The organism is Bacillus sp. EB106-04-04-XG123 (genome assembly GCF_058791855.1).
On the sequence record NZ_JBYTDZ010000001.1, the window covers coordinates 691,156 to 704,681 of the forward strand.

Sequence of the window (13,526 nt, forward strand, 5' to 3'; positions counted from 1 at the left end):
GCTTCCTCTTATCTTCCAAGCAAAAAAGCTGCTTGCTGGATTTAGCACCTTGGTACATCACATGAAGTGATGCATACCGGTTGCTGAGGTTTCAAAGGGCCAGTCCCTCCACCTCTCACGATAAGAATGTGTTGTCTGTCTGTTCTAATTCTTAATACTGTAACCCATTAAATCTCATTTTTCAAGGGGAAATGTCATGATTAATTAAAATTTTCTGTATTTTATAACAGAATCGATGTTATACGGTTTGATTGCATGTTAGCATATAGGAACAACGCTGTTTTTCGTGTTACAATGAATGGAAACGTTTCACTTTATGATGAATTTGGTTAGCTGGAGGAATGGATTATGGTGAAGAAAACAGGAATCATTCAAGAAGAAACCTTACAGTCAAAAGAACTTGGGGCGGACATGACCATTTTGATCTATTTGCCAGTCAATTACTCCCCCCTTTATACATATCATGTCATCATTGCCCAGGATGGTCATGATTATTTCCGCCTAGGCAAAATAGGCAGACAGGCAGAAGAATTGATGCAGAACAAAGAAATGGAACGCTCGATTATCATTGGTGTCCCTTATGAAAATGTTACGGAAAGACGGAACACGTATCATCCAGACGGCACACAGTTTGAAGCGTATAAACGCTTTTTAGCTAATGAACTGGTTCCTTATATTGATGAACACTATCCAACCTATCAAATTGGATCAGGACGTACGTTTATTGGTGATTCACTGGGTGCGACGATTTCCCTCATGACAGCCATTGATTATCCTTCTTTATTTGGCGGGCTGATTTTGCAGTCCCCTTATGTTGACGAGTCGGTTCTAGAAGCCGTCAAACAGTCGACAGCCCTTTCTCATTATGCGATTATCCATCAAATTGGGCTGGAGGAAACCGCTGTGAAAACAACAGATGGCCAGGTGCTTGATTTTGTTCAGCCGAATGATGATTTAAAGGCCCTTCTTGAACAATCTGGAGCGGATTATTTATTTGAGACATTCGAAGGGGATCATAAATGGACGTATTGGCAGCCGCTCATTGCGCCTTCGTTAAAAAGAATGCTCCCATATTCGTTAATCAACTGAATTTTGTTATAATAAATAATAATAAATACTTTCTTATTCAGGAGGGAACATGATGAAATACGGAGTTGTTATATTTCCATCAAAAAAATTGCAAGATATTGCGAACTCTTACCGGAAGCGTTATGATCCGAACTATGCACTCATACCGCCTCATTTAACATTAAGAACACCTTTTGAATTAACGGATCTAGAAGCGGCTGAGGTCGTCTCAACGTTAAGAGATTATGCAAAAAATGCTTCTCCTATTACGTTACGTATTAAAAAATTCAGTTCATTCGCTCCTGTAAACAACGTCATTTATATGAAAGTAGAACCGAACGAGGACATCATGGCGCTCAATGAAAGATTGTACGCAGAGCCACTGGCTGGTACACCTGAATATGCCTTTGTTCCGCATGTCACAGTGGCTCAAAAACTATCAGATGATGAGCATTCAGACGTACTTGGTACATTAAAGCTGAGAAAGATTGACCATGAAGAAACAGTGGATCGCTTCCACCTTTTATATCAATTAGAAAACGGATCTTGGACCGTCTATGAAACATTTATTTTAGGAGAAGAGGGTTAAAGACATTTGAAAACAGTCATCGCAACAGAACAAACACAACGAGAAGATGCATATTACGTTCGAAAAGAAGTATTCGTCAAAGAACAAGAAGTTCCAGTAGAGATCGAAATAGATGAACTAGAGGACAAAGCCACCCATTTTGTCATTTACAATGATGACAAAAAGCCTCAGGCGGCCGCTAGACTGCGGATCATTGAGGGATCAAAGGCAAAGCTAGAAAGAATTTGTGTGTTAAAAGAGGCGCGCTCCTTCGGCCTTGGCCTCAAGCTATTAGAGGCGCTAGAAACAGAAGCAATTGCTAATGGAGCAAAAGAAGCGGTGATGCATGCCCAAGTCCATGCGCTTCCTTTCTACGAAAAGAAAGGCTACAAAGCGGTTTCTGAACCGTTTGAAGAAGCGGGAATCACCCATGTCAAAATGACAAAAACACTGTCTGTTTGACCAAAAGAAAAGCCAGAGCATTCAAAATGCCCTGGCTTTTTCTTTTTCATTATCGTTCGCCAATGGAAGAAAGCGCAATCATTTATATATACGTATTGATATGAACGCCTTTTCCTTCCTCCATAAACATATCTCGTACAAAGCGTTCCCGCTTTTTTTGCTGTACTTTCGTTTCCGCTTCTGTCACTAAGTCCTCTTTTTTCTCCAGCTCTCTGTAAATCTTGTCATGAAAGGTGCGAGTAACCTTTGTTACTTTCGCGTAGTCTTCTTTATCCTGAGGAGCTGGACGATTGATATATTGAAAATACAGATCCGGCTGAATCGGGGCTATATATCCCATCAAGAACGCCTCCTTTGCTTCTCTCTTACTCTACTATTCCCTAATTATGACTGTTTGAAACACGCCTCATTTGATATGATTAGATGTGTTTCATTTTAAGATTGATTGACTATTGGAGGACTAGCTTTGAAATGCGCACGACGACATGATCGAACGATCTCATTACATACGTATTCGAGAGAACATTATCAATTCCTCCATGACGAGGGAAAAAAAGGACAATTATTCTGCCCATATTGCGGACAACCGGTCTTTTTTAGATTAAATATACATGATGAACCTGCCTTTATTCATCAGCACATGTCTCAGCAAGAGATTTGTGAACAAGCTGAAGAACAAGCAGATCATAATCAAACGGCTGAACAGGAGGAAAAGGCTTCCTATAAAGAACTTGGCGGCTTCCGTTTTCCAACCGGCAAACAGATCATCTCGCAAACTAGCGAATCATATGACTGGCAGGAACCAAAGTCGATTCAATTTAGCGACGCCTTACATTTAGAAGAAAATGAACAAGTTCATACGATCGACCTCTTCCCGCATATCACCTTTAGCACACCGCAGCTTCAAGCTGTCACACATTTAGATGGTCCGATGCTTGTGCTGGCTGGTGCCGGCAGCGGAAAAACAAGAGTCCTGACGGCTAGAGCGGCTTATCTCATGTCCCATCATCATATTCCTGCTCACCATATTTTACTCGTAACTTTTACTACAAAAGCGAGCAGTGAGATGAAAGAAAGACTGCGCAAGCAATACCAACTTCATCCTTCACAAGCCAGCCAAGTGGTGACAGGCACCTTCCACAGTCTTTTTTATAAAATGCTGCTTCACGATGACGCAAACAAATGGAACGGCCAGCATCTGATCAAGTTTGACTGGCAAAAGGAGCAATACATTCGAAAAGCCATAATGAATGAAGGGCTTGATGAGAAAGACTACCCTACTGATCAAGTGCTGCAATCCATCGGCTATTGGAAAAATGCCTTTTTACCAGGTGAACTTCCTGATTTGAAGGATGAAAAGGAAAAACACATGTGGACGATCTATCAATCATATGAACAACAAAAACGAGATCATCAGCAATTTGACTTTGATGATATGGCGATTGCCTGCTTACATATGCTGACAGAACAGCCTGAACTGTTAAAACGGTATCAAGAACGATTCCAGTATATTTTAGTGGATGAATTTCAGGATATTAATCCAGTGCAATATCAATTAATTCAGCTTTTAGCCGGAGAATCAGAGCAGTTATTTTGTGTAGGGGATGATGATCAAGCCATTTACGCATTTAGGGGTAGCAATCCTGCTTTCATCCTTGAATTCAAACAGGATTATCCTTCGGCTCAGATCGTCCATTTACATGCGAATTACCGCTCTCATCATACAATTGTCGCAAGTGCAGATGCGATTATTAAGAAAAATCAGCATCGTTATGAGAAGACGTTAAAAGCCGTTCGGGCGGAGAAAATTCCGCCGACGCTCTTTTATCCATATGATGAAGAAGAGGAAGCGACGATGATTGTCGCAGATATTCAGGAGAAAATTAAAAACGGCGCAAAGCCGAATGACTTCTGCGTGCTGTTTCGTACGAATACAGGCGGCCGTGCGATTTATGAACGGCTGCATCAATCGGCCATTCCGTATGAAACGGATGCTGGCGTCAAAGCCTTCTACAGCAGACGAATTGTTCGGGTACTCCTCGCCTTTCTTTCCTTAAGTCAGGATGCAGATGATGTGGCCGCCATGAAACAGCTGCTGCCGGTTTTCTTTTTAAAGCAGCAAACGCTGAATACACTAAAGGCACTGACTATCACAGAGGATTGTTCAATGGTAGATGCGCTCGGAAAGCTGACAGATATACAGCCGTTTCAACGGAAAAAGCTGCAATCAATCGTTCCTTTGTTCCGAACGTTACGAACATTAAAGCCATCGGACGCGGTGACATTTATTGAACAAAAGATGGGACTCGGTGATTACTTAAAAAAACGGGTGAACGATACGAATGTACTTGAAAAAGGGACAGATGATGTACGTGATGTGAAAACAGCTGCCAGACGCTTTGAAACGATTGAAGCCTTTCTCGCACATGCCGAACATATGAAATCTGCCGAAAAGGAAAAAACAGATGAACCCGGTGTTCAGCTCATGACGATCCACCGCGCAAAGGGACTCGAATTCCAGACAGTATACATCACTTGTGTGGTCGATGGGGCACTGCCTCATGATTTCTCACTGGATGAACTCAGAAACGGTGATGAAGAAGCGCTGGAAGAAGAGCGCCGTTTATTATACGTGGCCATGACAAGAGCTGAACAATCTCTTTATCTGTCTGTTCCTTCATTTAGACGAGGCAAAACGGCTCATCGTTCTCGCTTTTTGTATCCTCTTCTAAAGAAAAACCGTGAATTATTTACAAAAAAACAACAGGCCCCCCTTTAAACGGAGAGCCTGTTGTTTATTTTTTGTTATTCATCATTTTAGCGATTGTATTGAAATCAAGCTTTTCTTTTCCACTAGTAATCGATTGAACGATTTTGTCTTCCATTTCTTTAGGTACACGTTTGTTCGCAAGCTGCGCTACTTTTTTAATGACACCTCGAACGGTATTCTCATCTTTAAAGTTGGCATTTTGCAAAGAACCTGCAAGTTTAAACACATCATTCATATTCACACCGGTTTTGTTTTCTACGCTTTTAAAGAATTTATTATCCATTCATTTGCCTCCTCTTTGTGGAGTAATCACCTTACTATATGAAAATAGGCGGAATATGTGCCTATCCTAAAACCTTGTTTGACCAAAGAGAAAGGAAAGCAAAAGGCTTCCCCCTTGCTTCCCTCACCTTCTTACTTTTTAGTAGTTAAAGAAAGAAGCACCAACGATGATTAAAAGGATGAAAAGCACGACAACAAGAACAAATGTTGATCCATATCCGCCGCCGTAGCCTCCACCGTAGCCGCCGCAAGAACCGCCACCGTAACCGTAACTCATATTTAAGCACCTCCTCTTCTCCCTTACAAAGTATGAAAAATGCAAGAAATGGTTTGGACGATCACATAAAAAAGTGCGGAATTTTTATTTCTGCTGTTTAAAGACGTAATCTGCCTCTGTATGACGCATCATGAATGCTTCTGTTTCTTTTGCAAAAGCCTCCATCTTCACGCCAAATGCTTTTAAGTGCTCCTCAAGATCATGCGCTTTATCCGATAGATCCATTTCAGCCTTTTCATGCGCTTGTTCTTTCCCATCATGGGGTTTAGTGAACAAGGAACCGATTAATTGTTCGAATGCATCCATTCTAGTCACCCCTTCTCTCTTACATATGCACCACTCAAAAAAAGGGCAACAAAAAAACCGGATAAATCCGGCTTTTGTTTTTCTCTTCTATTATTGAGGTTTCTTTTTGTTTCCACAGCCGCAGCCAGTTTTCTTGATTTTTTTCGTATATACAGATTGTTGATTTGACTGCGCTGGATAACCTTGAAGCATATGTGACGGCGTTTCAGTTGGTTTCATCGCAACCCTTCCTTTCCTGTTCCATGATAGTATATGCATTTATTGAAAGCGTGTCTGATCAGAATGCCTGTTTATTTCACAAGCTTCGAGACGACCGTTTCAATGATGCCTGCTGCTGCGGCAATCGCTAATAGTAAATTAAGCCACATGCTGATGACAGGAAAAAGTATGTATATCAGAAGTAAGGCAGCAGTGCACCACATGCCAGTACACCAATAACAGCTTAACAGTTCTCCAACCCAAGACCGCAGTCCTTCACCTTTAATGATGATATATGTTTCGACCTCACCTTGTTCGTTTACTTCTTCCTGTTCTTCATGAAATAGACGGCGGAATGGCGCAGTAATGGTATCAAACACAATCAGTCTCGTCAGTCTAAAGGATGCGAGGGCAAACACGACAAATGACAAAGCACCGCTCAGAAGCCTCCACCTCCTTCTTTCTTCTTTTTCCGTCCTTTCTTTATATATGCAAGAAAAAAGACCGTCATGATGAATCGAGGGGAAATAAAATTGGGTTGTACTTTTTCACACTTTCCGATTCCACCTTGAGTCCTTGCTGCATTAAATAATGTATAGATAAGAAAGGAGTGAAAGTATTGTCTATTGAAGAAAGTGCTGAAATATTATATACACAACTGTTAAACGAATTAATCAGCAATTATGATGATTTCATTGAGATCAAAGATTCCGAAAATGTCACAATTCATAAAACAGATGTAACAGCTGCACTCTCCCTTCAAGCGACCGTAACGACAATCATTACTCTTTTAATCCAAATTCTTGTACCAGACGATGAATTGGCTGCTGACATCACAGATCAGCTTTTAGCTGTGCAACAAGTGGAAGTCCAAAAGAAAACTGTGATTCAAATCATCAACTGCTATAACATTACGATTACATTATCAGATGCATCCATTATGAACTCCGTCCAAATTCTCACTCAAACATTGAATGTGCTATTAGTTGAAGCCGGCATTCTTTGACCCTTTCTTTTTCTAACATGACGTATGAAAGAGGTGAAATCATCGTGGCTGAAGAGAACGAAAAAAAGGAGTTTCAAATCAATACGGATATTGATCCATTAACAAGTCTTCTTGTCAGTGATGTGTTAAACAAAAACAATATCACTGATGATCAGAAAGCAAAAATTTCAGATGATCAAAGAAGAATGATTTTGAAATTAGTCGAGGACTTACAAAAGAAAGCAAATGATTTCGTAGAACAGCAGCAGGAGAAAAAAAGGCAGGCTGAGGCAGCAAAACAGCCAGAAGAAGTAGTGCCTGAACCAAAAGTACGTCCAAATCGAAATTCACTTCGAAATCGTATTCAGCAGCGTCGTAATGCTCAGCGTAATAACGATTAAATAAAAATGGGTTGCCTGCTAGGGTAAATGCCCGAGACAAAACAACGCATTCCAGCATTTAATAAAGTAAACGGAAGGAGGAATAGAAATGGATTCTAAACCATATTCTTGGGTCGCTCTAGATCGTAACTGTTCACACCACGGACACCACAGATACCACGAACACCACGACGATTGCAACTATGAAAGAAAAGCACTTTGTGACGATTATTATGATGACGAAAATGTCTTACAAGATTTGGATCAAGTAAGCTTCACAAAGCAGACATCTGAAGAGGTCATTATCGTTAGGGACTCTTGTGACATTAACGTATCTTCTGTCGATGCACAGGTTGCAGCATCTATCCAAGTAGCGATTCAAACAGCGATCATCACGATTACAAACATCTCAATCGCAGACGGTGATTTGGCAGACCGCGTCACGCAGGATCTCTTACAAGCTGCTACTCACAAACAAACAAACCGCCAAAAACTTGTCATCGAAAATTCAAGAAACGTTACAGTATCTACAATCGATGCGGACATCTCTATCGCAATCCAAACACTTACACAAACTCTTGTTGCGACAATCGTTGCAATCGGCATCCTCTAATGTCCAAAAGCAGAGCGAAAAGCTCTGCTTTTCCTTTTATAAAAATACAACAAATATAAATGGTCATTTACCCACACCAACTAGAGGGCGCATACATATGTTGTTAAGGACTAAAGTCAAATACCTTGTTAAAGGAGCTGAAATCCATGAGCTGCGGAAAACACCATGGCCGACATGATGAAAACTGTGTATGCGATGCGGTTGATAAGATTTTAGCAGAGCAGGAAGCTGTAGAAGATAAATGTCCTACGAGCTGCTACAGTAATTTATTAAGCCCAACAGTTTCTGGAAAAGATACGATTCCGTTTTTACTTTTTGATAAAAAGGGCGGGTTGTTCTCTACTTTCGGAAACATTGGAGGATTCGTTGACGATTGCCAATGCTTCGAATCCATTTTCTTCCGGGTTGAAAAATTACACGACTGCTGTGCTACGTTATCTGTATTAAGACCTGTTGATGTACACGGACATACGCTAAGCGTGTGTCACCCTTGTGATCCTGACTTCTTTGGTCTAGAAAAAACGGACTTTTGTATTGAGGTTGATTTAAACTGCTTCTGCGCAATCCAATGCTTAAACCCAGAGCTTGTCGACAGAGTCATGCCATCGAAAGATAAAAAGCATCATCACCACGGCTAAATCAACAGGCCGATCATCTAACTTGTCATGAGTCAAAGCATCCCCTTCCTTACGAATGACAGCCAATTATGCGGAGCAGGCAGCATAAGAAGCGGCCGCTTCCGCATTGGTTAAAAGTAGATGCACGAACCGGCAAAAATAGCTTGTAGATGATAACAGTGCTCAAACACTCAAACAAATTTCCTAGTATAGGAGGGTTGAATATGAGCCGCAAACATTCATGGAACTGTGTAGCAGAGGCTGTTGAAAACATTCACGACTTACAAAATGCCGTCGAAGAAGATTGCCCGACCAGCTGTTACAGCAATCTCCTTTCTCCATCACATTCTTTAGGTGACACTGTCCCATTTGTTCTCTTTACATCCAAATCAAAACCATTCGTCGCATTCGGAAATGTCGGAGAAGTAGATCCAGGCCCTTGCTTCAGCACTGCATTTTTCAGAGTCGAACACATCTCTGATCACTGCGCAACTCTCAGCTTGCTTATCGCATTTGACAAAGACCGTCATATTTTAGATTTTACAGATAAAGATTCCTTATGTGATGTGTTCCGATTAGAAAAATCAAAATATTGCATTGAAGTAGACCTTGACTGCTTCTGCGCAATCGAATGCCTAAACCCAAGACTCATCAACCGTAACTGCTAAAAAAAAAGTCCCTATATGGGACTTTTTTCTTTGTTAAAAACCAAGCGGGTGGATGGAAGAAATCTCAGCAATCACTAATTCGACTGGATTCCCCCCGCCTGCTGTACGAATGATCACAGTATCGTCTTTTCGATCCATGATGATTCCTCTATATGTTTTACCATCAGCTTCAATCAGACAAAGAGCCCTTGGCATATTATGAGGCAGTCTTGTGAGAAAATCGACTTTTTCATCAATACTCATCTGACTTAAAGGCTTTTTCACTCGTTTTCTTCTTGGTTCTTCTTTTGTTTCATGAAAGACACCTTCTAGCTGGTTTCCTTCTTCTTGCTGAAGCTCTTGCTTTTGTATGAGCTCTGGTTCTTGTATGTTCTCTTGTTCCTGTGCAAGCTCAGCCTCTTGTGCGATATCTTGTTCTTCTGTAAATTCGGCTTCTTGTTTTATATCTCGATCTTGCTGGTGTTCAGGCGGCTCGACTTCTTTTTTCTGCTCTATTTCTTGAATCGCAGGCTCCTGCTGCGTGCTTTCTTCGATCTCGCCTTTTGCATTGTGATCACTTTCTGGCTGTTTTTCTGATTTTTTTCGCTTTCTCACAATATTTTGCATGGCCGGCTTTGATTCATGATAGCTCGGCTGAACAATATACATCAGCGGCTTTTGATTCTCATCACCTTTATTTGACATACTAATCCCTCCCGAATGATTCATTCCTTATATATATGAACGGAGGGCTCAAATCAGAAGAAAAATAAAAAAACAGCATACCCTTCTTCGGTATGCTGCAAATCATGTATTCGTTTAGCGGGCAATGATATGGAAGCCAGAATCAACATGCAGATTCTCACCTGTCATGCCGCGAGATAGATCACTGAATAAGAATAGAGCTGTATCGCCAACCTCTTCAGGAGTTGTTGTACGACGAAGCGGTGCACGCTCTTCAATATCCTTCAGAATGGTATTAAAGCCGCTGATGCCTTTTGCAGATAACGTACGAATTGGACCAGCAGAAATACTGTTCACGCGGATGCCTTCTGCGCCTAAATCAGCTGCTAAATATTTCACACTTGCTTCAAGTGATGCTTTCGCTACACCCATTACGTTGTAGTTAGATACAACACGCTCTCCGCCTAGGTATGTAAGCGTCACAATGCTTCCACCCTCTGTCATTAATGGACGTGCTGCTTTTGCTACAGCAGTTAATGAGTATGCACTAATGTTGTGCGCCAAAAGGAAACCTTCACGATTCGTGTTCAAGTATTCGCCAACAAGCTCTTCCTTATTTGCAAATGCAATGGCATGCGCAACGCCATGAATGACTTGTACTTTTTCTTTAATTTCAGCAAAACATTTTTCGATTTCTTCATCACTTGTCACATCACACGGAAGAATAATTGAATCATCACGCTCAAGTGTGCTTGCAAGCTCTTTTACCGATTCAGCAAGACGATCTCCAACATAAGTAAAAATCAAACGAGCTCCAGCTTCATGAAGTGAACGGGCAATTCCCCAAGCGATGCTTCGTTTATTGGCAACACCCATCACCACGATATTACGGCCTTCTAAAGAAAAGTTCATATGTAATAAAGCCTCCTATTTTTTCAAGACATAGTATTAGTACCTGATCATAATATTATCACAGATCATAAGAGAATGACAATTTCCTCTGAAAGAAAGTTTCATTTTCGCAAAAAAACCGCCCTCACAAGGAAGGCGGTTCGATTCCCTTAACGTTTGATTCTGTTTTGCTGATAAGCAAAATGGTTCGTAGGCCCGTGTCCAGATCCAATTCGTAAAGGGAATTTGATCGCTTCATGGACAAAGCTTTCTGCTGTTTCAAAGGCTTCCTTTATCGAATAACCTTTCGCAATTTCAGCTGTTAATGCTGCTGCAAACGTGCAGCCTGTGCCATGTGTATGTGGTGTATCGATATGTTCATTTGTGATTTCAATAAAGCCTTTTCCATCATACAGCAGGTCTGTAATCATCCCATCAGATGGACCATGTCCGCCTTTGATCACGACATGTTTCGTACCGAGCTCATAAAGGCGCTCTGCTGCCAGATAGCGATCCTCTTTCGTCTGAATACGTATACCTGACAGTACTTCTGCCTCAGGAAGATTCGGCGTTACAGCATAGCTCACAGGCAGCAAGTGTGTTTTCATCGCAGAGACCGCATCTTCATTTAATAAAGAGGCTCCTCCTTTTGCAATCATGACTGGATCTACAATCAGCTTCATATCATATTGAACCGTTTTTTCAGCTACGATCTTGATCATGTCTGCACTCCACAGCATCCCTGTTTTGACGGCATCTGGCAGTAAATCTTCTGCCACTGCATCTATTTGACGCTCTAACGCCTCAATTGAAAGCGGGTAAATCCCGTGAACACCTAGTGTGTTTTGCGCAGTAATCGCTGTGATTGCAGACATTCCATACACACCGAGCTCCTGAAAAGTTTTCAAATCTGCCTGAATGCCTGCTCCGCCGCCAGAATCAGAACCTGCGATTGTGAATGCTTTTTTGATCGTCATTTCTTCACACCTCTCATTAGCCAATCCATTGATGATAAATAGTTCTTGCTTTGGCAATATCATTGGTTCCATGAACAAGCGCTCTGCCATCTTTAAATAAGACAAGCTTAAATTCATCCTTTTGACATGAAAGCAAATATGGATTTTCAAGCACATCCATCCCTGCTTTCTTTAACCGAAGAGCTACTTCATGTAAAGGCGGCGGGGTTTCTGCTGCACTGCGGATTTGTACCGTATTGCGGCCGCATAGTACATCTGCCTTCGCTCTCTTGTCATCATATGAAAGAAATGGATACGTCTTCAGTCCACAGCTTGGACATTGCTTCTTCTTTAAAGATGCGGCCGACCGAATGTCAGACCGTTCATTTTTCCATAAATCGAAGGATTTTAATATTGGCGTGACTTGATGTCCTGTTAAATATTTAAGTGCATCTGCCACTTGATATGCGGCCACCTGCTGCACAACTGGACTAATGATACCTGCTGTATCACATGTCATGCCTTGTGCAGGTAAATGTTCAAGCAGACAGTGTAAACACGGCGTCTCACCAGGAATCACAGTAAATTGAATGCCATAACTGGCTACACAGGCCCCATAAAGGAACGGAATTTGATGTTTGACAGCGGCATCATTTGCAATCATTCTTACCTCAAAATTATCCGCTGCATCGACAATGATCGAAGCCCCGCTGACCAGTTCGTCAATATTGTGAGCAGTCACATCAATCACGATTCCTTTGACGTACACGTCACTGTTTACTTGCTTGAGTCTTTTTTCAGCCGCCACAGCCTTTGGCAGCCGATCCTTCACGTCTTGCTCCGTGTAAAGCTGCTGGCGCTGAAGGTTGCTCCATTCAATATAATCTCGGTCCAAAATGGTGACAGATCCAACGCCGGCACGAACGAGCATTTCTGCACTAGCCGTTCCAAGTGCCCCCGCTCCAATAATGACCGCCTTTGATTCATTTAGCCGCTTTTGTCCCTCTGTTCCAATTGGCTGAAAAAGCTCTTGGCGTGAATAACGAGTGCTCAAAATGACGGCATTCCTTCCTGTGGACTGCTCGCTGTCCCATAGTTTTTCAGGGGAATACGTCCTGCCTCATAGCCTAGTCTTCCTGATTCAATCGCCAGTTTCATTGCTTTTGCCATTTTCACAGGATCCTTTGCACCAGAGACAGCGGTATTTAGTAATACTGCGTCAGCTCCAAGCTCCATCGCATAAGCTGCATCCTTTGGAGAGCCTACGCCAGCATCAATAATGACCGGCACCTTCGCCTGTTCGATAATAAATGAGAGATTCAAAGGATTTAGTAAGCCTTGGCCTGAACCAATCGGAGAAGCACCTGGCATGATGGCGTGGACACCGAGTTCTTCTAATTTTCTTGCGAGCACCACATCATCAGATGTATATGGCAGCACGATAAACCCTTCTTCGAGCAGCATTTCAGATGCTTTTAATGTTTCAACTGGATCTGGCAAAAGAGACCTTGAACAGCCAATGACTTCTACCTTGATCATGTCACACAGACCAGAAGCCTTTGCTAAACGGGCAATACGCACTGCCTCTTCTGCTGTACTTGCACCAGCTGTATTCGGAAGCAGTGTATATCTTGATAAATCAAGCTGCTCCAGAAAATTAGGCTGAGATGCTTCGAATATGTTCATTCTTCTGACAGCAAAGGTTAAAATTTCGGCTTCCGATACGTTCACCGCTTCTTTTTGAACCTCAAATGATGGGTACTTCCCTGTTCCGAGTAATAGTCTTGATGTGAATGTTTTTCCGCCAATGTGCAGCATTGGA

At 41.9% G+C, this 13,526-nt stretch carries 20 protein-coding genes and 1 riboswitch; of the genes, 9 read left to right on the forward strand and 11 right to left on the reverse strand.

The window, feature by feature from the left end; all coding sequences use genetic code 11:
* Positions 1-5: 5 nt before the first annotated feature.
* Positions 6-127, reverse strand: a riboswitch (SAM riboswitch).
* Between the two features lie 221 nt (positions 128-348).
* Genes AC3WTB_RS03560 through AC3WTB_RS03570 form a run of 3 tightly spaced genes read left to right on the forward strand, consistent with a single transcriptional unit; the run spans position 349 to position 2,098 of the window.
* Positions 349-1,089, forward strand: a complete 741-nt coding sequence (locus tag AC3WTB_RS03560) for an alpha/beta hydrolase (RefSeq protein ID WP_492333320.1) — start codon at positions 349-351, stop codon at positions 1,087-1,089.
* A gap of 52 nt (positions 1,090-1,141) precedes the next feature.
* The gene (locus tag AC3WTB_RS03565; protein ID WP_039177859.1) at positions 1,142-1,657 is read left to right on the forward strand and encodes a YjcG family protein; all 516 of its coding nucleotides are present in this window, start codon (positions 1,142-1,144) and stop codon (positions 1,655-1,657) included.
* A gap of 6 nt (positions 1,658-1,663) precedes the next feature.
* Positions 1,664-2,098, forward strand: coding sequence for a GNAT family N-acetyltransferase (locus AC3WTB_RS03570; RefSeq protein ID WP_039177857.1), 435 nt, complete (start codon positions 1,664-1,666; stop codon positions 2,096-2,098).
* An 82-nt stretch (positions 2,099-2,180) separates the two neighbouring features.
* Here AC3WTB_RS03570 and AC3WTB_RS03575 read toward each other — a convergent pair whose 3' ends face one another.
* Complete coding sequence (locus AC3WTB_RS03575) at positions 2,181-2,438, reverse strand: hypothetical protein (protein ID WP_003210759.1); 258 nt, start codon at positions 2,436-2,438, stop codon at positions 2,181-2,183.
* Between the two features lie 126 nt (positions 2,439-2,564).
* Here AC3WTB_RS03575 and AC3WTB_RS03580 point away from each other — a divergent pair, with 126 nt between their 5' ends.
* The gene (locus AC3WTB_RS03580; RefSeq protein ID WP_492333321.1) at positions 2,565-4,877 is read left to right on the forward strand and encodes a UvrD-helicase domain-containing protein; all 2,313 of its coding nucleotides are present in this window, start codon (positions 2,565-2,567) and stop codon (positions 4,875-4,877) included.
* Positions 4,878-4,893: 16 nt separating this feature from the next.
* Here AC3WTB_RS03580 and spoVIF read toward each other — a convergent pair whose 3' ends face one another.
* The 5 genes from spoVIF to AC3WTB_RS03605 all read right to left on the reverse strand — a co-directional run bounded on the left by spoVIF (position 4,894) and on the right by AC3WTB_RS03605 (position 6,374).
* Positions 4,894-5,151, reverse strand: a complete 258-nt coding sequence (spoVIF, locus tag AC3WTB_RS03585) for a sporulation-specific transcription regulator SpoVIF (RefSeq protein WP_008348417.1) — start codon at positions 5,149-5,151, stop codon at positions 4,894-4,896.
* Between the two features lie 138 nt (positions 5,152-5,289).
* A complete protein-coding gene (locus AC3WTB_RS03590; RefSeq protein WP_024426457.1) occupies positions 5,290-5,427 on the reverse strand; it encodes a YjcZ family sporulation protein in 138 nt (45 codons plus the stop codon).
* Between the two features lie 84 nt (positions 5,428-5,511).
* Positions 5,512-5,733, reverse strand: a complete 222-nt coding sequence (locus AC3WTB_RS03595; RefSeq protein ID WP_025093421.1) for a hypothetical protein — start codon at positions 5,731-5,733, stop codon at positions 5,512-5,514.
* 90 nt (positions 5,734-5,823) lie between these two features.
* Positions 5,824-5,952: a hypothetical protein gene (locus AC3WTB_RS03600; RefSeq protein WP_254967544.1), complete on the reverse strand. Its 129-nt coding sequence runs from the start codon at positions 5,950-5,952 to the stop codon at positions 5,824-5,826.
* 71 nt (positions 5,953-6,023) lie between these two features.
* Entirely contained in the window at positions 6,024-6,374 is a 351-nt protein-coding gene (locus AC3WTB_RS03605; protein ID WP_047201814.1) for a DUF1360 domain-containing protein, read from the reverse strand.
* 167 nt (positions 6,375-6,541) lie between these two features.
* On the opposite strand from AC3WTB_RS03605, the gene AC3WTB_RS03610 reads away from it, so the two are divergent.
* The 5 genes from AC3WTB_RS03610 to AC3WTB_RS03630 all read left to right on the forward strand — a co-directional run bounded on the left by AC3WTB_RS03610 (position 6,542) and on the right by AC3WTB_RS03630 (position 9,194).
* Positions 6,542-6,937: a spore coat protein gene (locus AC3WTB_RS03610; protein WP_224426357.1), complete on the forward strand. Its 396-nt coding sequence runs from the start codon at positions 6,542-6,544 to the stop codon at positions 6,935-6,937.
* 44 nt (positions 6,938-6,981) lie between these two features.
* A complete protein-coding gene (locus AC3WTB_RS03615) occupies positions 6,982-7,317 on the forward strand; it encodes a hypothetical protein (RefSeq protein WP_024425013.1) in 336 nt (111 codons plus the stop codon).
* An 88-nt stretch (positions 7,318-7,405) separates the two neighbouring features.
* Positions 7,406-7,909, forward strand: coding sequence for a spore coat protein (locus tag AC3WTB_RS03620; protein WP_268473842.1), 504 nt, complete (start codon positions 7,406-7,408; stop codon positions 7,907-7,909).
* A 146-nt stretch (positions 7,910-8,055) separates the two neighbouring features.
* Entirely contained in the window at positions 8,056-8,547 is a 492-nt protein-coding gene (locus AC3WTB_RS03625; protein ID WP_003211658.1) for a CotY/CotZ family spore coat protein, read from the forward strand.
* Positions 8,548-8,750: 203 nt separating this feature from the next.
* Entirely contained in the window at positions 8,751-9,194 is a 444-nt protein-coding gene (locus tag AC3WTB_RS03630; protein WP_039177847.1) for a CotY/CotZ family spore coat protein, read from the forward strand.
* A 33-nt stretch (positions 9,195-9,227) separates the two neighbouring features.
* Here the strand turns inward: AC3WTB_RS03630 and AC3WTB_RS03635 are convergent, their stop codons facing one another.
* The 5 genes from AC3WTB_RS03635 to AC3WTB_RS03655 all read right to left on the reverse strand — a co-directional run bounded on the left by AC3WTB_RS03635 (position 9,228) and on the right by AC3WTB_RS03655 (position 13,522).
* Positions 9,228-9,878 (reverse strand): CotO family spore coat protein, encoded by a 651-nt coding sequence (locus AC3WTB_RS03635; RefSeq protein WP_492333322.1) that lies wholly within the window; start codon positions 9,876-9,878, stop codon positions 9,228-9,230.
* Between the two features lie 114 nt (positions 9,879-9,992).
* On the reverse strand, positions 9,993-10,769 hold the full coding sequence (gene fabI / locus AC3WTB_RS03640; RefSeq protein ID WP_039177844.1) for an enoyl-ACP reductase FabI: 777 nt from the start codon (positions 10,767-10,769) through the stop codon (positions 9,993-9,995).
* 149 nt (positions 10,770-10,918) lie between these two features.
* Entirely contained in the window at positions 10,919-11,725 is an 807-nt protein-coding gene (thiD, locus tag AC3WTB_RS03645; RefSeq protein ID WP_247544362.1) for a bifunctional hydroxymethylpyrimidine kinase/phosphomethylpyrimidine kinase, read from the reverse strand.
* A gap of 16 nt (positions 11,726-11,741) precedes the next feature.
* Positions 11,742-12,758 (reverse strand): thiazole biosynthesis adenylyltransferase ThiF, encoded by a 1,017-nt coding sequence (locus AC3WTB_RS03650; protein WP_492333323.1) that lies wholly within the window; start codon positions 12,756-12,758, stop codon positions 11,742-11,744.
* Entirely contained in the window at positions 12,755-13,522 is a 768-nt protein-coding gene (locus AC3WTB_RS03655; protein ID WP_034282033.1) for a thiazole synthase, read from the reverse strand. Before AC3WTB_RS03655 ends, AC3WTB_RS03650 begins: the two co-directional genes overlap by 4 nt.
* Between the last annotated feature and the right edge of the window lie 4 nt (positions 13,523-13,526).